Origin of the sequence: Thermococcus paralvinellae (assembly GCF_000517445.1) — an archaeon.
Taxonomy (GTDB): Archaea; Methanobacteriota_B; Thermococci; order Thermococcales; family Thermococcaceae; genus Thermococcus_B; species Thermococcus_B paralvinellae.
Map to the genome: position 1 here is coordinate 1650800 of NZ_CP006965.1, position 23586 is coordinate 1674385.

The window sequence follows — 23586 nt, forward strand, 5'->3', positions numbered from 1 at the left end:
TTTAATTGTAGCGTTAGCCCCAAGTAATATGTCTGTTAACTAAGAACCTAACGATGAACGAAAACCCAATTCCGATTAAGTTCGCTATTAGATAATGCATGCCAAGATAAACAAGGGCTCCAAATATTACCCACTGGACAACAGCTCCAGTTAAAGCGGCCAAGTGGAAGCTGAAGAGCCTCTTGTAAATAGGTTTGTTCTTCAAATCTTTAAACGTCCACAAATCATTCCATGTGAAATTGTTAAGAATCGCAAGCTCAGTCGCAAGAATGTTAGCAAGCATTAAATTAGTAATACCTCCACCGAGAATATTTGCAAAAAGCCACAAGAAAAACTGATTTACAACTATTCCACTCATTCCCACAATTGAAAACTTAATCAAACGGTCAATCTCGCCCTCCCACTTCATTAAACGATAGAGATGCCTCAAATAGTTGAAAATCTGCTTTTGGCTCAACTTACTCTCCCCACTCTTTCTTAAGCCAAATGTGTACGGAACCTCAACGACCTTGCTGTATTTCCCCTTTATGAGAACCTCAAGGAGAATTTTAAAGCCCACTGGGTTCAGCTCAACATTTTCAACAACCTCTCTTCTGAGGGCAAAGAATCCACTCACCGGGTCTTTTATGTTCCTAATTTTTGGCAACGCAACACGACCGATCATTATTGCACCTTTTGAGATTAACTTCCTCCACCAGTACCAGTTCTCAACCTTTCCACCCTTTACATAGCGGGAACCAATTGCAATGTCAGCTCCACTCTCAATTGCCTCAATGAGCCTTGGAATTACCTCCGGAGGATGCTGCAAATCAGCATCCATAACAACAAAAATATCGCCCTTAGCCTCTTTAAACCCCCTAATCACGGCAGAAGACAATCCTTTCTCCTCTGTCCTTCTAATCACTCTAACTGGGTATTTTTGCGCTAATTCCTGTGCTTTTTCCCACGTTTTATCTGGAGAATCATCATCAACGATTATAATTTCAAACTCATAACCTTTCAATGCTTTGCTTATTCTACTCACGAGCTCCTCAAGATTTTCCCGCTCGTTGTACGTTGGTACTATAATTGAGATCATGGCAATCCCTTCCTAATTTTTCATCTTTTTACTGCGAAATCTTTATAACAATTTCCTTGAAGTTCATTCTCGAGGGGCCGTGGGGTAGCTTGGCCTATCCTTCCGGCTTCGGGAGCCGGGGACCCGGGTTCAAATCCCGGCGGCCCCACCATCTTAAGTTTTCTGATAAGTTCTGGCGGTTCTTCATCAAAGAAAACTCATCTCGCCATTTGATTGAAAATTTAGACTTGTTAATGGCTAAGGCGTTCATAGCATTGACTACTGAAGGTCGAAAGACCATTATAAATTTCGTCGTGACTTATACAATGGCTTAGATTACTTTAACTTGAAGGTTAGCATTCTTAAGTCTCTATACGATGAACAATAGCACGAACACTTTCTTAACAATAACTCTTCTCACTATAATATATGGATACTTTACATTATCGTAGATTTTCTAAAATATTTTTTGGAAAATTAGCGAAAGTTTGTAAGTCTTACAAAATATAACTGTGGAATATTCTAATGGTTTTACAATAACAATTACATACGTAAAATATTTTAGGAGTTAGTGTGAAGGCATTACTTGGAGGGTCCCACATGAAGGGAGTTATTGATAGAATTTGGAGTAGTCTTAAGTTTGGGGAGACTGTTTTAATAGAGCATGACCCACACACTAGTCCAGCGTTAGGAGTTTATCATTTGGTAAAATGGGCTAAAGAAAAAGGCTACAATGTGCTTGTAGATGATATTTTGGACACCCTCTACGTGTATAAGGCCCATCTAAAGTTAGCTGGACTTGATCCGGATATTTTAAGTGATGTCAAAGTCATAAAACTTGGTGGAAGATTAAATGTTGGACAAGTTGTTGGTCACCTTCACATTAAAGAGCCAATAATCCGAGAGAGCGAGTACAGAACACTCTTAGATTCATTATCAAAGGAGCGGGTAATAAACCCTGTTTTGGGCTTTGAGAAACTCTTCCTATTGGTTGAATCCGAGAGAGAATTGTTTGAACTTGTAAATTCGATTTTTTCTTTTATTGACGACGAGAGAAGGATTGCATTTTATTTCATCAACACAGACTTGTTAAAAAAGAAGTCACATGTTTTATCATTGCTTGAGGAGCTTGCAACTACAGTAGTTAGGGTAACCAAGCACGGAAAAAGTTTTTCCATGAAAGTCGTGAGGTCAGTGAACGATGAAATCGACGGAGTAGAGTGAACATCTGACCTCTTTCCTGCCCTAAAGAGTAGGACTTTCAAAAGAAAAAGCAATTTTCAAATCTTTCTCTATCTATATTATAACAATTAACAGTGTCTGCTATTAGTAATTGTGATTTTTCTGAGAGTTAGGTACTCATGAAATCCCACTTTGTAGTTTTGTTATTTTTTAGAAATCTTAGAATTGTTGCAATTTTTTGAAAATTGGTAATAAATAAATTTTTATTAATCATGCCATAATAAGTAACAAGAGGTGATTTAAAATGGTGAGCGAAGTTATTAAGACGGGAATACGTGAGATAGATGAAGCCTTGGGAGGAGGGCTAATTAACCGTGGAACTTTGCTAATCTCCTACGACAAGAGGTCTTTAGGATGGGTAATTGCAGGAAGGGTACTCAAAAACTTGATGAAGTATGATGCAGTTGGTGTGATATTCAACGTTACTTTACCTCTCTCAAAACTTATGTTGAGGGCAAAGTATCTTGGCATAGACATTGATGAGGAGGGAGAAAAAGGGAATCTCTACATAGTTGATCTTTTTGGGTCAAAACATGGGATTTTATATGATAAGCAATACGTTTACCAAATAACTGATTGGCATGATGAAACAGCACTTCCGAAGTTGATAAGATTAAGCCAAGAAATCTTTTCTAGGATACCCAAAAATAAGCTAATTGTTGTTATTGTAGTCACTTTGGAGGGGTTATACCATGAGTTTGGAGAAGAGTTCATGAATAATGCAATCAAAGCTGCATTTGCAGGTTTCGAGAAAGGACAACTTGACGGGCTAAACATGGTTATGATTTCACTTTTAAACAGAGAAGCGGTTCCTGATACTATCAACGCATGGCTTTATACTATCAATGATCAAGTTATAGAGTTCACATCACATCTAACTCCCGAGGGATTCGAAGAAACTATCCTAATACCTAAGTCCTCGATTCCTGGCTTTAAGGTAAAATGCTATACAACGAAAATTGCAGAAAAAGAAGACATTAACATCTTCTGAATTTTCCCTATTTTAGAATGATTTAGGCTATTCAAGTACAGAGCCCCTTATCCTTCCCCAACACTTATTGGAACCCTTTTCTCATTACGGACAAAGATCCCAAGAACAGACTTTCAATTCTTTAAGTCTTATTGAAATCAAGATAATTTCGCCCATTTCACCAATAAGGCCATAAAAGCGCTTAATTATACAAAGTTTTTTGCTGAAGGGGTGATAGAAAAGATGAAATAGATCTTCAAGTCATGGTATTTCTACGCCTTGTTAACCAACCAATGCTTGTAATCAATTTTAATCGACGTATAATGATGTTTCCATGGGAAAACAAGTAATTACTAAAAAACTTCCAAAGAACTCGCAAACCATTATTTTGAGAGTAGCCAACTTTAACAGTCAAGAACTGCAAAATAGAAAAATAAGCAAGAATCGAAAAATCTTCAGAATCATCCTTGCCTCTCTTTAATTATCTCTTCCGGAGTTTTGCCCTCGATCATGAGCTTTGTCCACTCTTCGAGCCATCTTGAGTAGTTCTGCTCAATTTCTTTTGGATCAAGAGTTACAAGCTTATCTGGCTTAACTGCATACTTGAAAACATCTGGAAGCTGGACGTTCTTGTTCACTGGGAACATCCAGTTTGTGAGTGGAATCTCCTTCTGGAAGTCCTCACTGAGAACAAACTCAATGAACTTCTTGGCCAAATCTGGGTGCTTTGCTCCTTTAACAAGACCAATTCCCTCAATCTGTGGGTAACCTCCTTCCTTAAAGATTATTGCCCCAATGTCTGGCTCTTTTCCTGACGAATAAGCGGAATATGCTGGGTCTGTTGCATAGCTGACAAACAGCGGAGCTTCGCCTTTGTCCCACATCTCCCATCCGGCGTCCCAGCCCTTGGTTATTTGATAGATGTTCGGCTTAAGCTTTTCCCAGAAGTAGAGCCATCCTGGGTCTCCATAGACAGCAATTGTCCACAGCAAGAATGCCGCTCCTGTTGAACTTGTTCTCGGGTCTTCGACAATCAAGCTCTTTTTCCATTCAGGCTTTGTTAGGTCATCAAAGCTCTGTGGTGGATTTGAAACCTCACTCTTTTTGTACACAACTGCAATGAATCCATAGTCAAATGGGACCACGTGATACGTTGGATCAAGTGCGTCTATTAGATCTTTTGGAACGACATCAATGTTCTTTGGTTTGTAGGGTTCAAGAACCCCAGCTTCAATTGCTTTCGCTATAAGGTTGTTGTCAATCCCAATGACAACATCTGCCCTTGGATTGTCTTTTTCTAAAATGAGTCTGTTCAAAACCTCTCCAGCATCTCCAACTGTGATTATCTTAACTTTGACGTTGTATATCTTCTCAAACTTTGGTATCGTTGCATTTGCCAATCCCCAGCTGACGAAGCTGTCATAAGCGTAAACAACAAGCTCTGGGGTTTCTGTTGTTGTTTGTTCTTTATTATTGCTGATGCATCCCAATCCACCGACTATGATCATCAAAGCTAAAATTAAAGCAACCTTTTTCATAATTCACCACCTACAACTTATTTTTGAACTTTCATAAGTTAGTAATAAAAGAGGGTTTAAAACTTTATTGGGACAAAAATGAGAAATTATAATTGAGAATAGAGGAAATACGCGTAGATCATCAATAGAACAGCACTTGTTCCTCTGCTCACCTTATTCGTTAATCTAAGAGATAAAGTCAGGATCCCCATAACCAACAATGTGAGAGGCATAGTAAATGAGAATATGCTCTCATCAACTGTTATTGGTCGTATTATCGAGGCTATTCCAATGACCATAAGAATATCGAGAATATTTGCCCCAACAATGTTTCCAACACTTATATTGGGTATCTTCTTTAATGTTGCAGTCAGAGAGTTTGCAAGCTCTGGAAGAGATGTTCCAATAGAGACCAATGTCAAACCAATAACAACTTCTGGAATTTCCAAGGTCCTCGCTATAGTAACAGCACTTGTAACAACCATTCTCGCACCAACTACAACGACAATACCGCTTAAAAATAGGATTACAACATCTCTCTTTACGTTTTTACCATTGCTCCTTCCAACTTCTTCGAGGGCGATGTGCTTTTTATAGAGATAGTAAAGGAAGATAAGATAAATCATGATCAGTGAAAATCCCTCAAATCTTGAAATTGTCATATCTCTCATCAAAAACCAAGCGTAAAAAGTCACAGCAAGCATGAAGAGGGAATTCCTCCAAGCTATTTCATCAACCTTGAGAGGCATAATCATTGCAGAAACTCCCAAAATTAACGCTATATTTGCCAATGCACTACCAACAGCATTTCCCAAAGCAATCCCACTATTACCTTCATAAGCAGCAATTGCAGACACTGTAACCTCTGGAAGAGTCGTCGCTATGCTCGCTAACACAAGAGCTATTAAGAATTCACTGACACCAAAACCTTTAGCAACTCTACTTCCAGCTTCAACGAACTCGTCGCTACCTTTGATTAGCAATGTCAGACCTATTATGAACATAATGAACTCTTGTATCATTGTCATCGCCGGTATTCTGTAAAAATTGTAGGATTTAAAAAGCTATGCTTTATGTTCTCTATGGTCTTTCTCGTAGCCTACTCCTTCCCCTCTACCTTCCATCCTAATTACATAATCTGCTGCATTCTGCAAAGCAACACTGAAGCCTGGTTCAATACCAACTACAATAGTCTCTTTACCCCTTCTCTTGGCCTCGCTGATTATTGGGAGAAAATCGGCATCTCTTGTTGCTATTGCAATTATATCCACATCAGAGTTATATATTAGTTCCATCGCCTCTATGGCAATCCTAACATCGGTATCTCCAGCCACAATGATTGGCTCAAAACCCTGATTCACAACAGCCTCAATAAGCCCTTGAGGGGCATATTGATTTAGAACAACTTTTGCAACCCTAATCTTCCCAATCCTCTCAAGAGCTTCCTTTATATCCTCTAATCTAATCCCGAATTCTTTTCTAAGAATGTTTGGTCCATCAATGATGAGTCCAATTGTTTTTCTAGGTTCTTCACCCTTTTCCTTAGCCTCTCTTTCCTCTCTTTTTAGAATTCTGAATATCTTTTCTTTCACCACTCTCTCCACCCCGTGGGGTCAAAATGATAACGTAATCAGCCCCATGCTTCAAAGCAGCACTAAATCCCGGCTCAACCCCAATTATCACAGTTTCCTTACCCTTCTCTTTTGCTTTGAGAATTATAGGCAAAAATTCAGCGTTTCTTGTTGCCAAAGCAATTATGTCAATGTTTGGATTATATATCTCACGCATAGCCTCAACTGCCAGCTTAACTCCCGTTTCTCCGGGAACAATTATCGGTTCAAAACCTTGATTAGCTACAGCTTCAATTAAACCTTGAGGAGCATATTGATTAAGAATAACTTTGGCAACTCTAATATTTCCAAGTTGCTCAAGCGCTTCAACAATATCCTCAAGGTGGATGTTGAACTCTTTCCTCAAAATGTTGGGACCATCAATCAGAAGAGCAATCCTTTTGCCCCTCCGCATTTTGCGCTTCATCATTGCTATACTTCGCATTCCCTCCTTTGTAATCGCCATTATCCTCTCCCAATTGCTGGGCATTCCAATCACCATCGATGTAATGCAGCATCGTTAAGATTCCTAGTTTATAAAATGCACTTAAAGTATAAAAAAGTTAGCTGGAAAAGCCCTTGATTATGTGCTTATAGTAATACCAGAGCCCTCTGATTATGTCCCTCACTTCTATCATTGTGAAGAGAGGAGTTCTGTCAATGAACTTAGCAGTTTCTTCCCAAGTGTGAGCCTGAAGAACACGGTAAATCAAGAGTAAAATTTGACGTTCATCCAAATAGGGTCTCATCCAGCCATCAAGGAAGTAGAGCTTCACTATTGGCTTCACTGCATCAACAACAGTATCATAGGTAAGGACTTTACCAACAAACATTTCCAGTCTTCTTATCTGAGTTTTTGTCAGATGTACTGGATAATCAACCGCCTCACCAAAGGGACTCTCAAAGAGCCATCTTGCAATCTCTGGCTCCAAATCTCTGTGAGTGTCTCCCAGCCAGTCTAACAGTCTAATCCTGAACTCTGCATTTGCCTGCTTCACTATCTGCTTGGCCTTTTCACTTATGGGCTTAATTACTATTGCCGTATATTCACCGCTAACTGGGTTTCTTGAAGGACTCAGGTGAACGACAGCAAAGCCGTTTCTAATCCAGAACCTAATCAGCTCTTCACTAGCCCCAAAGCCTGAGCCAACCCAGTCGTAGCCTTTCTCTTCAGCTTCTTTTATGAGTAGCTCGAGAGCTTTGCTTCCAAGCCCCATGTCCATAGCGTCTGGATGCGTAGCAATTCTCACGACTCTGTATCCTTTGAGCTTTGCAAATTCTTTGGCATAGTGGTGCTTGACCATCATATCTGGGATTATGTTTCCTCTCGGCTTGTAGCCCTTTGCCATCTTTTCAATTACACCCTTCGGAATTCCTCCCTCTTTTGCAATTTGAATGGCACACACTATCTTGCCATTTTTCAATCTCAGTACACGAGCCTCATGGTGCGGAGCATCTGCAAGTAAAGCTACATCGCTTGGTCTGTTGCGGTAGTGAGCTAGAACATAAATCCCGACGAAGTGCTTCAAATCCTCCCTGTCATTCTCGAACCAGTCATCTAAATCTGGCTCCTCGAAGTAAACTTCCTTTTTTCTAATCAGCTCATAATCCTCTTCCGTTAACGGCACTGGCTCAGCATCCAGCAAAAGTACATCAAAGAGCCACTTTTCAATTGGGTCTCCGCTGGAGTATCTGATTGGAACTGACAAGTGGATTTCTCTAAATTCTCGCTTTTCCTTCGCTTTCTTTAGGAATTTAACAGAGAAGCCCCTTCCTGCACCCTCGTAACCATGAATGGTTGAGGAATAAATAACTTTTGGCTTTTCAAGATATTTGTGAAGAATTGGAACGTGAATACCAGCGGCTTCGTCAAGAACGTAAACATCAGCATTTTTCTTGTATCCTTGAGTTGGTGGATAGTATCTCAACCCAATGCCTTTGGCATAGAGCTCCTTTATGAGGTTCTTCTCCGTAACGACTTTGACTTTATAGCCAAGAATTTCCAAGCTCTTCTTTGCAAATCTGAATAAGCTCTGCACGTTCTCCAATTCGGGAGCTGTTATTACTGCCCTGAATCTCCTCCTCTTTGAAGACAAGGCTAAGCCGACAACACCAATACCAACGCTCACACTTTTTCCTCTTCCTCTATCAGCTGTGAGAACGACCATGCCATCATTTTCTATTAGCTCCTCAAGATTCCTGAGAACCTCAACTTGGCCATTTGTGAGGCACAGTTCATAAAGCTCTCTTGGAAATCTAGTCTCTTCTGGGATCTCAATTTTTTCCCTCTCTGGAAGCTTTGCCTGGCTCTTGTTTTTCTCTGGCTTCTTCAGAAGCTTTTGATTTTCAGCATTCACTATGTATATTCCCTCATGCTCCTCAAATTTTCTGATTAATCTCCTATTAAAGCGCTTCTTGACATCATCAATGGTGTATGGAGGGGTTACGAGGTTCTTGTGGAAGCCAGTCCACATATTTTTCCATTTTTCAAACGGATTAGTGAGAACGAAGATTAGCCCTCCTCCCCTAACGGTCTCAATTATCCTGCCCAAATCGTTGGGAGAGAAGTCATAACTCAAATCGAGAATTAGCAAATCAAACGTCCTGCCGAGAATATCGCTCGTATATTTGAACGTGACCTTTGTAAGTTCAGCATTCTCACCAGCCAAGATGTCAAAATGCTTCCTGAACTCCTCATAGCGGGCTCTTCCAAACGTTCCTTCTCCAAGAGCATCAGTAGCATATAAAACCTCAACCTTCCCCTCGCTCTCATCTCTCAGCTTTCTCGCGATTAATTCATCAATCAGGGAAGATAAAACCTTTGCAGAGGCTCCAGCCAAAATTCCAGCCAGCTTTGCTTTGTTCATGCTCTCTCCTTGAAGAACAATCATCCTCCTGTGAAAGTTCTCCAATGCCTCAGCCAAAGCCGTTTCAGTGAGTTTTAAAAGTGAATCTTTGACCTTCTCTCCCTTTGCATACTCTCTCACTTCTTTGTCAAATCTAATTTTTACCGTCATTCTCTCACCTCCGTAAAAAGATGGAAAGGAAGTTTAAAAAGTTGTTTAGATCATGCAATTTTAATTGGTTAGCTCATTTTAAGACAAATATCGAAGCGCTAAAGTTTTATATAAACGAACCCAAGTTTTTGCGGTGATTTTATGAAAAAGATTGATATTAAAGATTTGGGAAAATTCAAACTCGTTGGTGGACTGGATGTTTACAAAAGCAAAACAGCTTTCACAGTTACAGAGATAAGCCTTGAAAAAGACGACTATTTTTCAAGAATCTATCTCTATGATGGCAGAAAAGTTTTGCAATTCACTTCTGGACCTAAAGATTCAAATCCAAAGTCCTCGCCAGACGGAAAGTTCATAGCATTCACTTCAAAGAGAGACAAAGAGAGCAAAGAGGTCGAGCTTTACTTGATTCCAACGACAGGCGGAGAAGCTAAGCTTTTAACTAGGTTTAAATATGGAATCAACGACTTTGAATTCTCTCCCGATGGGAAAGCTCTCGCCGTTATTTCACCAGTAGAGGTTGAAAGAGAACGCAAAAAGGAAAAGGATGATGTCCACATAATCAAAGAGATACCATTCTGGTTCAACGGGATAGGCTGGATTTACGGAAAGAGAGCTCAAATTTTCTTAGTTAACACAGAGAGCGGGCGAAAGAGAAAGCTAATTAAGGGAAAGCTAAACATCCTAACTCTCAAGTGGAGCGACGATGGAAGTAAAATCTACTTTGTTGCTCAAGAAGACAGAGAAAGGAAGCCAATGATAAGCGACCTTTACGTTTTAGATGTTAAGAGCAAGAAGATTGAAAAGCTCACCGATTCTAAGTGGCGCATTGGAGACTTTGTGATAATTGATGAAAAGCACTTTGTTTTAAGAATGAGCACCCTTGAGCGCGGTATTGCTACAAACATGCACCTCTACCTCTTTAACGTCAAGACAAAGGGGATTAAAAAGCTCACCGAAAAGCTCGATCGCTCAGCATACAACTCACTTAACTGCGATGTGAGAGGAAAGTCAAGAAATCCGCTGATTTACAAGGATGGCTGGGTTTACTACATAGCAACAGATGGACCGAGGGCGAACCTCTTTAGAGTAGATTTGGAAGGAAACATTGAGCGTGTTATTGCCGGTGATAGGAGTATTGAAACTTTTGGAATTGGAAACTACATAGCGTTTATTGCTCAAGATGCAGTAACTCCAACAGAACTGTACATTCTAAGAGACGGCAAAGAGAAGAAGGTTACGAACTTCAACGAGTGGATCAAGGAGTATAAGCTTTCAAAACCTGAGCACTTCAAAGTTAAGGCAAGCGATGGCGTAGAAATTGATGCATGGATAATGAGACCAGTGGACTTTAAAGAAGGCAAAAAGTATCCTGCCATTCTCGAAATCCATGGAGGTCCAAAGACGGCCTATGGCTACTCCTTCATGCATGAGTTCCACGTTTTAACCTCTAGAGGGTTTGTAGTAATATTCAGCAATCCAAAAGGAAGCGACGGCTACGGGGAGGAGTTTGCAGACATTAGGGAGCACTACGGCGAAAGGGACTATCAAGATTTAATGGAAGTTGTGGATGAAGCCTTGAAGCGCTTTGACTTCATTGATGCTGAAAGAATTGGAGTTACCGGCGGTTCTTATGGCGGCTTCATGACGAACTGGATAGTTGGACACACGAATAGATTTAAGGCAGCAGTAACCCAGCGCTCCATTTCCAACTGGGTGAGCTTCTTTGGAACGACTGATATAGGCTACTACTTCGCTCCAGATCAAATCGGAGAAGACCCATGGAGCAATTTTGAAGGGTACTGGGAGAAATCGCCTCTAAAATATGCTCCCAACGTTGAAACACCGCTTTTGATAATCCACTCAGTTGAGGACTACCGCTGCTGGCTTCCAGAGGCATTGCAGCTTTTCACAGCACTAAAGTATTTTGGAAAAACTGTTGAGCTGGCAGTCTTTCCAAGAGAAAATCATGACTTATCAAGGAGTGGAAAGCCGAAACATAGAGTCAAGAGGCTTGAGCTAATTGTTGGGTGGTTTGAGAGATGGCTCAAAAAAGGAAAGAATTAAGCTTCCCAAATGTTATATATGCGTTTTCTATTTTCAAACGCTTCTTTCCCACCTTCCATTATATTAACAATCTGTTTTTGAATTTCTTTTTTATCTATACTACCTTGATCAGGGTAGAAACTGTTATCCTCATTTTTACATATAATGACATTATCACTGTCTCCCAAAACCACTATATTGGAATTATGGGTGGCAAAAATGAATTGCTGAGTTTGTTTCTTTTCTAATACTTTTTTTATAATGGCATCATAAATGGTATTATTGTCAATGTCATCCTCTGGCTGATCGATGATAACTGGTGAATTGCTTTCTAACAGTACTAAAGATAATAATGCTGTCGCTCTTTGGCCTATGGAGAGTTTTTCAATGTTCTTAAACTTCCCATCACTAGTCTTGTATTCTATTACAACTTTATCCGGAGGTTGATACGTAAGAAGTTTAAAAAGTGCTTCGTTATCCTCGAGCTTCTTTTTTAATTTAGATAACTCGTTTTGCGTCAGGATGGATTTAATTCTGTCAGTTTCATTTATAAGTGAATTACAGAGAGACCTTCCATCCTTGAATTGTTCAACAAGTACCATTCTTTTTGATTCACGCAAGCCTGTACCTCTAAAGAGGTCTTCAACAAATCTACTAAAGCTTACCTTGTCCCCTTTATGCTCAACTGAAATCCTAATAACGGAAATACTCTCGTTAATTTTTGATGAATATTCCTTTCTAAGTTTGTATATTTCCCAACGGATATTAGCTAGTTCATCAAGTTTCTTATTAAGCTCTTCACTTAACTGGCGTTTCTCTTGTAATTTAGCTTCTAAATCGTTAATTTTCGTGCCTATACGTTCTAGTTCCCGCTCTAGATCCAAATAATAGTTGGTATCAATATCCTCAGCATCAAGAGATTTTTTAATCTCATGAAGCTCTTCTCGTATTTTCATGAATTCTCTATTGAACTGTGCAAACTCTTCTGTTTCTATACTCTTTTGTATTGCTTCAATCTCATTTAGAATTTCATCTAATTTCAGGAGAACAATTTCCCTGAGTTTTGAATACTTTTCCTTCCAAGTAGGTCTGAACTTTGTTAATTCAGACCCAAGTATACGATCAAATGTGTCCTTTACATTAGTTTTGATATCTAGTATATTATCCCTAATCTTTTGTACCATTCTAGTTATGCTCCTAAATCTCTCATCCTCTCTTTCATAAACAGCTTGCTGCTCTAATTTTTCACTAACTCCCCTCTGGTCAAAAAATTTTTTCCTCTCTTCTAACTTGGCTTTTTCCTGTTTTAATTCATTTAGTTCCCCCTCCACATTTTTGAGTTCTTGTAGTTTTTTGACAAGCTCCTTTACTTCCTTTAACTTTGCTTGTTCCTTAGAGCGTAATTTAATAAGCTCTGTGCCAATGAAATTATCAATAAGTTCAACTAATTTTTGCGGATTTTGTCCATAATAGGACAAATCATTTTGTCCGTAATAATAGACATCAAATATTCCGCCCAGATCTCGTAATTCCGTTAGTCTACCAGTATAATCATAAACATAAAGCGTATTGTCTTCAATGCTTTTCTCTATTAAATATTTCTGACCGTTATTACCCACTAGCTCAACTTGAACTTTACCAGTGTTTCCAAGCACGTATTTGATAATATTCTGTTTATACTGATCATCACTAATAGGTGATTTCCCAAGAACCCACCGAATTATCTCAATCAATGCCGATTTTCCACTGCCTCTTACGCCTATTATTGAGTTCAATCCCTCATTAAAGTATATTTCAGTGTTTTTGAAAAACTTTCCGTCTCTAACCTTAATACTCAGTATCCTTGGGTGAGTATATTCAATAGGTTCTAACTTTATTCTGATTTCATGCATTTGAAATGCTAGTTTAAGAGCTCTAAAATCATAGTCTCCAATTTTTATGAATGTCTTCCTTTTTCCAATTTCATCTATACATTTAGGATCTGAAAAGGACACGTATGCAGGAAGATACTTCCAATATCCATCCTTAAAACGTTGTCTAAGTCCATCCTCAAACTGTCTCTAAAATAATCGTTTATGTCCTGGAATGCAATTATCTTCTCTCTCAATAATCGTCGTTCTGCAAGATTAACAATCCTTCCAATCTTAAAAGACTTAAAAAGGCCTTTGTTGTTACTCACGTGTGCCATTATCAGGAGATATTCCTTGCCAAATTTATCAAGTTTCTCAATTAATTGTTCCAAGTTAACTGCACTAGGCTTGGGACGTCCTTCATCATCGAATCGTTCTCTTCCCTCAAAGCATAGCGTGATAAAGTCAGATACAAAATCTCTTGCTGTAATCTCGCTATCATCAAAGATTATTAACGCATGAATACCCTCTTTCCCATCATTCACAGATAATTCAACTCCAGGCAACAACCATATCCCCCTTTTACTCGCCAAATGGCGTAACCTAAGAAATTCATTATAATTAAACTTGTTGTGATTAGTTATTGCGGCAATTTTTATATTTTCATCTTCAAGCTTTTTGATGAAGTCTTCTTCAAAATTTGTTCCAGAATACTTAAACTCTCTATCAGATACTGTGTGGAGGTGGAGATCTATCCTAACCCACTGACTTCCTTTGTAGAATTCCATAGTATCACCATCTATAGTTTGACAGTAATATTTAAAAAACAGTAATATTTAAAAATTTCTTCTATTATAAAACATAATTACTTAGACTATAGACTAATTGAGTTATCTAAAGAGGGGATACCTATGAACCCAGAAATATTAGAGGTCTTATATAGATACACCCAGATAGCATTGACAGATGAATTTCAAAAACATGTTCATAAGCTTTCTGAAAGATTAGAAAAAGGTATTAAAAGGGGATATTCAAAAAAGAAAAGAGAGGAGAAAATAGTGAGTATGATAGAAAACATAGTAAATTCTATTGGCAGTTTTAGTACTACTGGTCATGAGCCTAATTCATTTTTGATAAGCACAGAATCAATATTTATACATGGGCAAAAGTCAATAGTAGAATTTGATTATTATGGGAATAGGACACAGAGAGAATTCGGTGACATAATTTTCATAGTATCTGTAGTATACAAAAACAAAAAGTTTTTTGAAAAAATGACAATAAACCAAGTCAAAAAAGCAAATAAGAATCCGTCGTCTTGGAGTTTTTCAAGTAAGGAAAATCTTGAACAACTATATCTTCTTTCAAGATTCCCTCCATTTAAAGGTGTTTCAGGGATAATTCCGAAGAAAAAAATCTGGCTACCTAACTACTCAAAATGTCTGGGTACTCATGGTCTATTATATCCTCCTGGAGATTTTGCAGTAATAAGTTCAAGGTTATTAGAGAGAATAATACCTTCAAAGAGAACTATAAAATTAGCAGACCTAGTTAATTTACATAGAGTCGAACTTTATTCACCCATAGGCTTTAATAATTGTATAGATGACTGGATAGAACTTTGTATCCATTTATGCCTTAAAGGATGCCTCCCTACCCTCTGTTCTTCTAACTGTTGGGGCAGGCTTCCAGTCTTGAGTTCTTCCTGTATAGCTTACAACATACTAGAATTTGCTGAAAAATATTTACTGTCTCTCATCGGAGAGCTGATATATGGTTATAGCATCAACTACAATAAACAGGCCTTTGAATTTTTGCATTCTATAATGAGTACTATCAAAACCCTCGCGAGTAAAGAGGACACATGGGGAAAGTACAGCCAGTTAGTAGACCTATTTTATAAGTACAAATATGCCAAGAATAATGGTATTAATCCCGACCCGAATATCCAGTTTAATGACTTACCCATAGATGGTGGAGGCATAGGAATAGTTTACACAACAATAAGCCTAGGAAGAGAATTATAATTGCTTAAATTTTCTATTTTTCAAATGATAGGTAAAGAGCGAGAGGGCATCAAAGCGTATAATCCAGAACCTTTCCAGCCTCTTCAATGTGCTCTGGGTAAACATTCTTAACCTCTGGGTGCAAAGCCTTGATAACTCTTCCAACAAGTACAAACAGCGTTCCTGTTATAATGGGCAACTCGTTAACAACCTCCTCGTCAAGCGGCAGATCAGAGGGTATCTTCTTAAGAACAAACTTCCTTATCGGCTCAATTTCAACTTTCTCATCCTCAATGACAGCTCTAAAGAGATTCATTGAATTCTTGAATCCTTTTGTTAGCGGAAGGTGTCTGAGCTTTATTATTCCAGTATTCTCCGCTTTTGCGTTCTCATAGGCTACTTCAAAGAGATCACTGAGCTTCTTCTCAACTATCTCCATCATCTCCTCCGCTCTTGGCTTTATTACTGCCAACTCACATGTTCTCTCAAGAATCTTCTTGAGTTGAGGATATGGTATTATCATCTCTGCCATCGCTCTCACCTCCGACAATATTTTAGTAACTATAAGTATATAAAATTTTCTACCCTAAGAAAAAGAGGACAACAATCAACAACGCCGCAAAGATGAGTGGACCAAAAAGGAACATCGCAATGGCGCTCTCCTTGGTGGGCTTTTCTGGTCCCACTTTCTGAACAAACCAGAGACTGAACGGGAAGCCGACGATAGCGCCGAGGAACCAACCAAGGAGCTCACCGAGGCGGTACCTCGCGTAGTTCAAGGTTATCATGGCCAAGAACAGTATGGTCACTCCCAAAGTAGCCTTCCAGATGCTCTTCTGCTTCTCCACGATCACAAAAAAGCCCGCCCATATCAAGGTGAAAAGGAAACCTACTGTAAACTCCGCCAACATGACATTCACCTAATCTAATTACGATGGGAAGTATAAAAGCTTGATGATCACCCCAAGAATCCCCTAATGCTCGCTGCTTTGATTATTAACTCTTCATTAATCTCACCATGCAAGATTTTGCTTGTAATTTCACAGTGTTCCTCATTTCTCTCAAATTCAAACAATTGGCTCATTTTCAGAATGTCCCTTAGGAATTTAAATTTCTCAGCTGATTTAGGGTTGAAATAACTGAATGCGAAGCTTAAATCTTTGTAAATGCCCTTGTAAACTTCTCCCACAACTTCAATGTCCTTTTCGCTAAGTGCATTTAATCCAAGAACCTCTGGAGGTATGCCAAGGGAATAAAGAGATGCAGTGAACTTTATTGCTCTTGGAAGTGCAAAACCATTAACGTCCCTAGCATAACCAAATAGTCCAATGTGGAGCTTTCTCTTTCTCCTAGAGGGAACAAACTTAGCAACCTCTCTTATCAACATTGCCAAAGCTTTAATCTGCTTGGAATATTCAATTTCATATTTTCGGAGAATTGAGAGGATTTGCTCATCAATTGGCTCAGCTTCTTTTCTCTTTGAGCTTTTAATTTTCTCAACGGCTTTTATGACTTCCTTTGGTGGATTATCATACTTAAATGAACTTTGAATTGTAAACGTCTGAGCCCCTCTATACTCTTCCAGAACATTGTCAACATTTTCAGGGACAAGATGACCTCTAAAAGGCGCACTGCCAACACCAATTATCGGATAAATATCAACACTCTCCTCATCTTCAAGCTTCTGAAGCTTAAAGAGAGCATATTTATCATAGATAACGGCGCTTAACAGGCCATAGTTCATGGCAGGATCACTTCTTGCCAGGAAAACACGCTGGTATTCAAAGTCCTTCCCATACAAGTACTCTCTCAATATTTCAGCTGAGTTTAGTATTGCCTCTTTTGTTTCAAAGAGAGGTATTACATTAATCTCCCCAGGAAAGAATTCCCCAATCCACTCGTAGAGCTTTATGTCGTAGATCCTCTTGTACTGCTTTCCAACAATATAACGTTTGTACAGCTCGTAGACTCTGTTAATTTCGTTTGCTGAAGTTGTCATTGGAAGGATAACTTCAAATATCGGAGCAGTCTCCTCTTCGTAAAATATCTTCGAATAATCAGCTGAACGGGGAATACTTTCGAGTGTTTCAAGCAAAAGCTTTGCTTCGGCTTTCTCAACACTTGGATTTGGGACTCTTGGAGTTAACCTAAAATCCCTTCCAAGCTTGTGCTTTCGGAAGAAGTGAGGGTATCTCTCCAGAAGCTTTTTAACAACAAACTCGTCAACCTCTTTTCCTTCGAAGTCCCACATTTGTTCTTCTATTCCTAGAACACTGAAAGCATAAAACGCTTCAATTATTTCATCCTCACCACTTAATTGAGGCTCCTGAGCAAAGAAAGGTATATACACATTGTCAGGATGTTGAGTGCTCATAGTTCTTGGTATCATTTTGCCCACCAAAAATGCACAAATGTGACTAATTTAAGTTTTTTGTAAAAATTTTTGATTAAATGACGAAAACTGACAAAAATCTTTTTAAATTCTCATTATATCCGTATTTCATGCGCGCTTATATTTTAGCATTCCCAGAAAGAAGATGGGACAACTATCTGATACCTTTAGCTGAGGAACCTCTAGTTAGAATAGTTGAGCAAAGGCTTAGAATGACAAAGAGGATTGATGGAGTTTACACAATAATAAGAAAAGGACAGTTGAGAAGATTCTCCCTCCACATCTCAAATCCCGTTGAAGTTAAAGCGAAGAACAAAATTGAAGCACTTTACAAAGTTTTACCAACTTCTGAAGAGCTATTCCTTGTTGAAGGAAATATGCCGCTAGTAATGCCTTTCCTAGTGAATTATCTCTCAACACTGTTTTTAGATTCAGATGCCGATGCATTAATTCCTTCATGGAGCGATGGAACATTAGAGGTTACACATGCGTTTTATGATGCAAAGGCATTAAAGAGTGCACTAGAAGCTTGCTTGGCAGAAAACGAGAGAAAGCTGAGCTGTATTGCAAAGTATTTAGACTATGAAACAATTAGCATCGAGGAGCTAGCTAAGAGAAATCCCAAAGTAACGCTAAGCTTCTTTAAAATTAAGAGCAGCTTTGATTTGAGATTCGCTGAAGAAACACTCAAAAAACTTGAAAGAAAAGAGCTTTAAATAACCCCAGATTTTTTCACCCTGTCCGCAACCACCACAGCAATCCCAGCTTTTATCAGGTCGATTATTATAAATGGTGCAACACCCACTACAAAGGCTTTTTCAAAGTTTCTTCCGAAGTAGAGACCCAGTCTAAGCCAACCAAGGAAGTAAATTACTGAAATTCCAACTATTGAGGCAATTACATAACCAATTATGTCATTTTTATTCTCACTTATCAAGCCAACCAAAAATGCAGCTACTGGGAAGGCTATTAGATATCCTCCCGTTGGACCATAGAGATAAACAAACCCACCTTTAAGTCCCGCAAAAACAGGCAGTCCAATAGCACCCATCAGAAGATATATCACCTGACTTAGAAAACCTAAACGCGCTCCTAAAATCAATCCGCTGAGCAAAACAAAGAGAACCTGCAAAGTTACCGGCACTTCTCCAATTGGAATGCTTATTTGAGCTCCAACTGCAGTTAAGGCAGCGAATAAAGCTGAGTAAGCAATCTCCCTTGCCTTCATTTTAATTGCCTCCACTGTTTTTATGGCCTAATTCGTTTGGTTAACTTTAAAATTTTTATGGTTAACGAAAATGCTTTTTAACGCTTGAAGCATAGTAAAATCACGTGAGAAAGATGCCAAGAAAAGTGCTCAAAGATAGCAGAATAAAAAGAGAGCTCTTAAAGACTCTTCGCGAAGGTGACGTTGTCTCAGGCGATGAAATAGGGGAAACGCTCAGCATCTCACGAGTTGCTGTGTGGAAGCACGTGAGAGAACTTATTGAGCTTGGCTATGAGATAGAATCGACACCAAAGGGATATAAACTTCTGAAAGAGCCTAATAAACCATATCCCTGGGAGCTAGATGTCAAAGCCTACTATTACTTAAGCGTTAATTCAACCATGAACGTTGCCAAAGAGCTCGCTGAAAAAGGAGAAGAGGAGTGGACCTTTATAATTGCAGAAGAACAAACTGCCGGAAGAGGGAGACTAAAAAGGTCATGGGTATCTCAAAAAGGGGGCTTATACTTCTCTGTAATCTTAAGACCAAAGATTAAGCTCACAGAGATTGAGAAGATTTTAATACCATCATCCCTCGCAGTTGCCAGGACTATTCAAGAATATGGATTAACTCCTCAAGTTAGTCAAGCCGGGGATGTTTTTATCAATGGAAAAAAGGTTTCTGGGTTATTGGTCGAAGCTGAAGGGGAACTTGATATGGTTGATTTTCTCATACTTGGGATAGGTGTGAATGTTAATAATGAAGTCCCAGGGGAGTTTAATGCAACTTCTTTAAAAAGAGAACTTGGAAAAGAAATTAATCTTCTTGAATTTTCGCGGAAATTATTTGCTAATCTTAGAAGAGAGCTGAAAGAACATGATCTCTGACCCTCTAACATTTGGTAATCTGTCATTACTAAAATAGATTGAGAGCATAGAATAAAGCAATATAACTGCTTTAGCAGTTGAAATTGGAGGGAGATTTATGAAAAAAATAGTAAGTTTAGCGATTATATTTTTATTTCTAGCGAGCAGCATCGGATTTGTTAGTTTTTCGGAAGTTTCTGCCCAGAGCAAAATAAGAATCCTCTGGTTTGCTGCATACACTAGAGAAGGAGGGTTTACAGGAGGAATAACAGCAAGTAGGCTACTTCCGAACTCTTCGATATTAGCTCAGTATCCTAATTTTGAAGTAACCATTGTAACAGATGCTAGCAATCTTCCAAGTGACTGGTATGAATATGATATCTTGCTTATTGCAGATACTGGATTTCCAGAGAACTTAACTGAATTTAAAGGCAAACTTTTAATAACCCTAGATTCAGCTATTGCACCGTTCTTTTATTGGTTTACCGGAAGTAATCAATATAGAGTACTATGGGACTATACATCACGCTCCCCTCAGAAATGGATTTCTCCGTATACTGACATTGAAGTTGTCACATCAGGTGATTCAGTTATATATAAGGAGAAAATTGAAGAAATTAGTTGGCTTAAGACTCGCTTTGATGTTGCGTATGCAGTATTAGTTGAGAACGAAAGCAAAATAACTGTTGCTCTGTTTGAAGTCAACAAAAGTAATATTAAATTCTATTGGCTTCACATGGGGCCTTATGACGCTTGGCATTCAGAAACCCCCAATAGACAGACATTCCTAAGCATGGAGCTCTCAGAAATAGTTCTGAAATTATCAGCTAAGAAAAAAGTTGAGTATTTTGACTACGCTATGATGAATTACATCTGGTACATGCTTTACAACAAATACACCGAAAAATTCGATGAAATGTACGAGAGTGTTGCTCAGTACAACATAACAAATGCAACAATGCCTCAAGTGAGAGAATACAAGTCATTGGCAGAATATCACTACCAAAAAGGCTGGCAGTACGGACATCCGATTAGGGGACGCATACAGGCTTTGCCACATATGAGGAGGGCTTACATAAATGTAAAGAAAGCCTATGTTCTGCTTGATTATTCATTAAGAGGCCTTAAACACTGGCAGGCGTTGGAAGACAATGATTTAGCGGCTTTAATGCAACAGAATGCTGAGAATTCAACCCTCTACTGGATAGGAGGACCGCTCAACGGTACATACAATGGAGTAAGCGAGATAGAGGCAACATGGAGCAAATTCTTTGCAGGGACCAATGTAATAGATGTTGGAATATACAATATAACGCTCGCAAAAAGCGAAGAGGGCATGACAGGAATAAAAGCAATTGTCATAGTAACAACACAAGAAGGAAAACAAATCCCATTGAGATACGAGATTTACTTCAAAGGTGACGAGATAATTGAAGAATGGTGGACAATTGACCTATCAGTGCTCAAAACCATAAGCGGTTGATTCTTTGCTTCTTTTCTCTTTTTGTTAATCCTTAGTCACTTTTTTAAGCTCTCAGCTCAAATGCAGATACGATGATTGAAGTCAGAAATCTTTGGCACATTTACGAAGGCAGAAAAATTGCCCTGAGAGATGTTAGCCTTACTATTGAAAATGAAATCCTTGCCCTAGTTGGTCCTAACGGTTCTGGAAAAACAACTTTAGCAAAGCATCTCAATGGACTTTTAAAGCCAACGAAGGGAGAAATAATTGTTGATGGGATAAATACCAAAGAAGCTAGTGTTGCTGAGCTTTCCAGAATTGTTGGTTATGTTTTTCAAAATCCTGAGCACATGTTCTTTGAAGAAAACGTTTTCAAAGAAGTTGCATTTGGTCCTAAAAACTTAGGATTAAGCAAAGAGGAAATTGAAGAAAGGGTAAGATGGGCATTAAAATCCGTAAATTTGGAAGGTTATGAAGACAGAAGTCCATATTCTTTAAGCGGAGGCGAAAAACAGCGCCTAGCGATTGCATGCGTACTGGCAATGAAGCCAAAGTACCTTATCCTAGATGAACCAACCACTGGTTTAGATGAAAAAAGCGCTGAAAGTGTAAAGGAAGTCATCAGAAAGTTGAGGAGAGAAGGTCATGGAATAATGCTGATAACTCATGATATGGAGCTTGTCCTAGAATTAGCGGAGAGAGTTGTTCTGCTTTACGATGGAACTAAAGTTTTTGACGGTTCTGTTGATGAATTCTTCCGGCTTAATTTGAGAAATTACGACTTAGAAAAGCCTGAACTTCTTAGGATCAGCGAATCCCTTGGCATCGGCCTTGTGAGAAGTGTTGATGAGTTCGTGAATTCGCTCTTAGAGAGGGTGAGAACATGATGTACAACCTCTATATTGAGAGGGATTCATTCCTCCACCGCTTAGATCCAAGGGTCAAAATAATTTCCTCACTTCTAGGCATTCTAGCCATGATTCTCTTTAATTCTCCGTATCTGCTCTTCATACTCTTTGCCCTGCTTTCCCTTTCTCTCAAATTCCTTGGAAAAATTAGCTTTAAGGAGCAGATAAAGGTGTTGAAGCCACTAACTCCTCTGATAATCATAACAATCGTGATCTGGCCTTTTATTTTAGAACCAAAGACATTTGGACTCTTTATTGGCTTGGGATACGCTTTAAGATTAGCTTCAATGGCCATGATAACTTTTGGCCTTTTAATGACAACAACCCAGAGAGAGCTGATCTTAGGCTTCATAAAGCTTAAAATGCCCTATGAGATTGGACTAACCCTCACAATAGCTCTGAGATACATCCCAACTCTTTTTAACTTAGCCCAGACAATAATTGATGCACAAAAATCAAGAGGCCTTGAGCTAGAAAAGGGTAGCTTTTTCTCAAGGATTAGGAAGACAGTACCCATCTTAATTCCTTTGATAATTGCATCAATAAAAACAGCCCACGAGCTGAGCATAGCTTTAGAAAGCAGAGCATTTGGGGCGAATAAAGAGAGAACTTTCTTATACACAATCGAGATGAATAGAAAAGACTATGTGGCACTGATTATTGTGTTTCTGCTGTTTGGCTTAGCCTTATATGCAAGATACCAGCTTGGAATTGGATATGTGAAGCTATACTAAAAAGAGCTTAGCTTTTTTGTCAATTGGAATGCTGTGCTCCCCAATATTTTTCACAAATTCCAGTGGAGCTTTAAGGACGCTGATATTCATTCGGTAATGTCCCCTATATCCACTTGTCCTCAAAACCAAGAGATGTTCAAACAGCTCGGGAATGCTGAACAGCCTTCTGAATTCAGAATTTAGGTCTAGTTCGTTTATTTCAAGGGTATTATGTGACAAAACTAAGAATAACCCCTTTTCATCAACTGTCTTTCTCATCTTAATCAGCTTTTCCTTTGACTGATTCTCAAGAATTGAGAAATTTGAGACAAAGACAAATGAATTATCCTCAACAAGCTCCAAAGCGGAGGATAGCTCATCTAAAGTGTAAATTTTGCCCAGGAATAAGTTCTCAGTGTTTTCAGAAAGCTTACTCAGAAGTTTCAAGGAGAACCCGTTGGTTGGCTCAAGATAGTAAGCAGTTATTCCAGAGTTAAGAGCATTTGCAAGAGAAGAATACTGGAGAATTGTCTGTGCAAGAGCATCAGTAGTTACTACAGCCGCCATGCTCCCTTCTTCTAGCTCACCAACTAATGGTGAAAGCTCTTCAATGAGACCCACTCTTTTCTTATCTTCACCAGCTGGCTTGAAGAACATTGGCATCAAAGGATTAATTCTAAATTCAAATATTTATAATTTGCGAAAATAGTGAAAAAATAAAAA

At 38.8% G+C, this 23586-nt stretch carries 22 protein-coding genes and 1 tRNA gene; 10 read left to right on the top strand and 13 right to left on the bottom strand.

What is annotated here, in order from left to right; genetic code table 11:
* Nucleotides 1-13 precede the first annotated feature (13 nt).
* Nucleotides 14-1078 carry a glycosyltransferase gene (locus TES1_RS09085; protein ID WP_042682104.1) on the bottom strand — a complete coding sequence of 355 codons (1065 nt, stop codon included), beginning with the start codon at nt 1076-1078 and terminating at the stop codon, nt 14-16.
* A gap of 73 nt (nt 1079-1151) precedes the next feature.
* Here TES1_RS09085 and TES1_RS09090 point away from each other — a divergent pair.
* From TES1_RS09090 to TES1_RS09100, 3 genes are all read left to right on the top strand, one after another.
* Nucleotides 1152-1229, top strand: a tRNA-Pro gene (locus tag TES1_RS09090).
* 428 nt (nt 1230-1657) lie between these two features.
* Nucleotides 1658-2281, top strand: coding sequence for a DUF257 family protein (locus TES1_RS09095; RefSeq protein ID WP_042682106.1), 624 nt, complete (start codon nt 1658-1660; stop codon nt 2279-2281).
* A gap of 262 nt (nt 2282-2543) precedes the next feature.
* Complete coding sequence (locus TES1_RS09100; RefSeq protein WP_042682108.1) at nt 2544-3290, top strand: ATPase domain-containing protein; 747 nt, start codon at nt 2544-2546, stop codon at nt 3288-3290.
* A gap of 440 nt (nt 3291-3730) precedes the next feature.
* Here the strand turns inward: TES1_RS09100 and TES1_RS09105 are convergent, their stop codons facing one another.
* The 5 genes from TES1_RS09105 to TES1_RS09125 form a co-directional block, all read right to left on the bottom strand.
* Nucleotides 3731-4807 (bottom strand): thiamine ABC transporter substrate-binding protein, encoded by a 1077-nt coding sequence (locus tag TES1_RS09105; protein ID WP_042682110.1) that lies wholly within the window; start codon nt 4805-4807, stop codon nt 3731-3733.
* 86 nt (nt 4808-4893) lie between these two features.
* A complete protein-coding gene (locus TES1_RS09110) occupies nt 4894-5808 on the bottom strand; it encodes a calcium/sodium antiporter (protein ID WP_042682112.1) in 915 nt (304 codons plus the stop codon).
* A 42-nt stretch (nt 5809-5850) separates the two neighbouring features.
* Nucleotides 5851-6378: a TIGR00288 family NYN domain-containing protein gene (locus TES1_RS09115; RefSeq protein WP_042682113.1), complete on the bottom strand. Its 528-nt coding sequence runs from the start codon at nt 6376-6378 to the stop codon at nt 5851-5853.
* Entirely contained in the window at nt 6329-6886 is a 558-nt protein-coding gene (locus tag TES1_RS09120; RefSeq protein WP_042682115.1) for a TIGR00288 family NYN domain-containing protein, read from the bottom strand. Before TES1_RS09120 ends, TES1_RS09115 begins: the two co-directional genes overlap by 50 nt.
* A 73-nt stretch (nt 6887-6959) precedes the next feature.
* On the bottom strand, nt 6960-9413 hold the full coding sequence (locus TES1_RS09125) for a tRNA(Met) cytidine acetyltransferase TmcA (RefSeq protein ID WP_042682117.1): 2454 nt from the start codon (nt 9411-9413) through the stop codon (nt 6960-6962).
* Nucleotides 9414-9554: 141 nt separating this feature from the next.
* Between TES1_RS09125 and TES1_RS09130 the strand changes: the two genes are divergently transcribed.
* The gene (locus TES1_RS09130; protein ID WP_042682119.1) at nt 9555-11480 is read left to right on the top strand and encodes a S9 family peptidase; all 1926 of its coding nucleotides are present in this window, start codon (nt 9555-9557) and stop codon (nt 11478-11480) included.
* Here TES1_RS09130 and TES1_RS09135 read toward each other — a convergent pair.
* Nucleotides 11477-13453, bottom strand: a complete 1977-nt coding sequence (locus TES1_RS09135) for a TrlF family AAA-like ATPase (protein WP_042682121.1) — start codon at nt 13451-13453, stop codon at nt 11477-11479. The genes TES1_RS09130 and TES1_RS09135 overlap by 4 nt on opposite strands.
* On the bottom strand, nt 13426-14097 hold the full coding sequence (locus TES1_RS09140) for a PHP domain-containing protein (RefSeq protein ID WP_042682123.1): 672 nt from the start codon (nt 14095-14097) through the stop codon (nt 13426-13428). Before TES1_RS09140 ends, TES1_RS09135 begins: the two co-directional genes overlap by 28 nt.
* A gap of 123 nt (nt 14098-14220) precedes the next feature.
* Between TES1_RS09140 and TES1_RS09145 the strand changes: the two genes are divergently transcribed.
* A complete protein-coding gene (locus TES1_RS09145) occupies nt 14221-15336 on the top strand; it encodes a hypothetical protein (protein ID WP_042682125.1) in 1116 nt (371 codons plus the stop codon).
* Nucleotides 15337-15385: 49 nt separating this feature from the next.
* On the opposite strand, the gene TES1_RS09150 is transcribed toward TES1_RS09145, so the two are convergent.
* From TES1_RS09150 to ppcA, 3 genes are read right to left on the bottom strand one after another with little or no spacing between them, the layout of a single operon-like run.
* Entirely contained in the window at nt 15386-15847 is a 462-nt protein-coding gene (locus TES1_RS09150) for a DUF1931 family protein (protein ID WP_042682127.1), read from the bottom strand.
* A 49-nt stretch (nt 15848-15896) separates the two neighbouring features.
* Complete coding sequence (locus TES1_RS09155; protein ID WP_144080609.1) at nt 15897-16235, bottom strand: hypothetical protein; 339 nt, start codon at nt 16233-16235, stop codon at nt 15897-15899.
* Between the two features lie 38 nt (nt 16236-16273).
* The gene (ppcA, locus tag TES1_RS09160) at nt 16274-17704 is read right to left on the bottom strand and encodes a phosphoenolpyruvate carboxylase (protein ID WP_042682131.1); all 1431 of its coding nucleotides are present in this window, start codon (nt 17702-17704) and stop codon (nt 16274-16276) included.
* Between the two features lie 113 nt (nt 17705-17817).
* On the opposite strand from ppcA, the gene mobA reads away from it, so the two are divergent.
* On the top strand, nt 17818-18423 hold the full coding sequence (gene mobA, locus TES1_RS09165) for a molybdenum cofactor guanylyltransferase (protein ID WP_042682855.1): 606 nt from the start codon (nt 17818-17820) through the stop codon (nt 18421-18423).
* Here the strand turns inward: mobA and TES1_RS09170 are convergent.
* Nucleotides 18420-18935 (bottom strand): biotin transporter BioY, encoded by a 516-nt coding sequence (locus tag TES1_RS09170; RefSeq protein ID WP_042682134.1) that lies wholly within the window; start codon nt 18933-18935, stop codon nt 18420-18422. The genes mobA and TES1_RS09170 overlap by 4 nt on opposite strands.
* A gap of 113 nt (nt 18936-19048) precedes the next feature.
* On the opposite strand from TES1_RS09170, the gene TES1_RS09175 reads away from it, so the two are divergent.
* The 4 genes from TES1_RS09175 (at nt 19049) to TES1_RS09190 (ending at nt 22884) form a co-directional block, all read left to right on the top strand.
* Nucleotides 19049-19801: a biotin--[acetyl-CoA-carboxylase] ligase gene (locus tag TES1_RS09175; RefSeq protein ID WP_042682136.1), complete on the top strand. Its 753-nt coding sequence runs from the start codon at nt 19049-19051 to the stop codon at nt 19799-19801.
* Nucleotides 19802-19898: 97 nt separating this feature from the next.
* Nucleotides 19899-21263 (top strand): nuclear transport factor 2-like protein, encoded by a 1365-nt coding sequence (locus tag TES1_RS10755; protein WP_051408217.1) that lies wholly within the window; start codon nt 19899-19901, stop codon nt 21261-21263.
* A 71-nt stretch (nt 21264-21334) separates the two neighbouring features.
* Nucleotides 21335-22129, top strand: coding sequence for an energy-coupling factor ABC transporter ATP-binding protein (locus TES1_RS09185; protein WP_042682138.1), 795 nt, complete (start codon nt 21335-21337; stop codon nt 22127-22129).
* Nucleotides 22126-22884 (top strand): energy-coupling factor transporter transmembrane component T family protein, encoded by a 759-nt coding sequence (locus TES1_RS09190; RefSeq protein ID WP_042682140.1) that lies wholly within the window; start codon nt 22126-22128, stop codon nt 22882-22884. Before TES1_RS09185 ends, TES1_RS09190 begins: the two co-directional genes overlap by 4 nt.
* Here TES1_RS09190 and TES1_RS09195 read toward each other — a convergent pair.
* Nucleotides 22876-23526: a hypothetical protein gene (locus tag TES1_RS09195; RefSeq protein WP_227738486.1), complete on the bottom strand. Its 651-nt coding sequence runs from the start codon at nt 23524-23526 to the stop codon at nt 22876-22878. The two genes, TES1_RS09190 and TES1_RS09195, sit on opposite strands and share 9 nt — an antisense overlap.
* Nucleotides 23527-23586: the final 60 nt, after the last annotated feature.

What these genes read in the sequence shown, in the direction of transcription:
- TES1_RS09120 (WP_042682115.1), bottom strand. Translation starts at nt 6,886, where the DNA reads ATGCCCAGCAATTGGGAGAGGATAATGGCGATTACAAAGGAGGGAATG.
- TES1_RS09170 (WP_042682134.1), bottom strand. Translation starts at nt 18,935, where the DNA reads ATGAAGGCAAGGGAGATTGCTTACTCAGCTTTATTCGCTGCCTTAACT.
- TES1_RS09095 (WP_042682106.1), top strand. Translation starts at nt 1,658, where the DNA reads ATGAAGGGAGTTATTGATAGAATTTGGAGTAGTCTTAAGTTTGGGGAG.
- TES1_RS09100 (WP_042682108.1), top strand. Translation starts at nt 2,544, where the DNA reads ATGGTGAGCGAAGTTATTAAGACGGGAATACGTGAGATAGATGAAGCC.
- TES1_RS10755 (WP_051408217.1), top strand. Translation starts at nt 19,899, where the DNA reads ATGAAAAAAATAGTAAGTTTAGCGATTATATTTTTATTTCTAGCGAGC.
- TES1_RS09105 (WP_042682110.1), bottom strand. Translation starts at nt 4,807, where the DNA reads ATGAAAAAGGTTGCTTTAATTTTAGCTTTGATGATCATAGTCGGTGGA.
- ppcA (WP_042682131.1), bottom strand. Translation starts at nt 17,704, where the DNA reads ATGATACCAAGAACTATGAGCACTCAACATCCTGACAATGTGTATATA.
- TES1_RS09185 (WP_042682138.1), top strand. Translation starts at nt 21,335, where the DNA reads ATGATTGAAGTCAGAAATCTTTGGCACATTTACGAAGGCAGAAAAATT.
- TES1_RS09145 (WP_042682125.1), top strand. Translation starts at nt 14,221, where the DNA reads ATGAACCCAGAAATATTAGAGGTCTTATATAGATACACCCAGATAGCA.
- TES1_RS09140 (WP_042682123.1), bottom strand. Translation starts at nt 14,097, where the DNA reads ATGGAATTCTACAAAGGAAGTCAGTGGGTTAGGATAGATCTCCACCTC.
- TES1_RS09175 (WP_042682136.1), top strand. Translation starts at nt 19,049, where the DNA reads ATGCCAAGAAAAGTGCTCAAAGATAGCAGAATAAAAAGAGAGCTCTTA.
- TES1_RS09085 (WP_042682104.1), bottom strand. Translation starts at nt 1,078, where the DNA reads ATGATCTCAATTATAGTACCAACGTACAACGAGCGGGAAAATCTTGAG.
- TES1_RS09150 (WP_042682127.1), bottom strand. Translation starts at nt 15,847, where the DNA reads ATGGCAGAGATGATAATACCATATCCTCAACTCAAGAAGATTCTTGAG.
- TES1_RS09190 (WP_042682140.1), top strand. Translation starts at nt 22,126, where the DNA reads ATGATGTACAACCTCTATATTGAGAGGGATTCATTCCTCCACCGCTTA.
- TES1_RS09130 (WP_042682119.1), top strand. Translation starts at nt 9,555, where the DNA reads ATGAAAAAGATTGATATTAAAGATTTGGGAAAATTCAAACTCGTTGGT.
- TES1_RS09110 (WP_042682112.1), bottom strand. Translation starts at nt 5,808, where the DNA reads ATGATACAAGAGTTCATTATGTTCATAATAGGTCTGACATTGCTAATC.
- TES1_RS09125 (WP_042682117.1), bottom strand. Translation starts at nt 9,413, where the DNA reads ATGACGGTAAAAATTAGATTTGACAAAGAAGTGAGAGAGTATGCAAAG.
- TES1_RS09195 (WP_227738486.1), bottom strand. Translation starts at nt 23,526, where the DNA reads ATGCCAATGTTCTTCAAGCCAGCTGGTGAAGATAAGAAAAGAGTGGGT.
- mobA (WP_042682855.1), top strand. Translation starts at nt 17,818, where the DNA reads ATGCGCGCTTATATTTTAGCATTCCCAGAAAGAAGATGGGACAACTAT.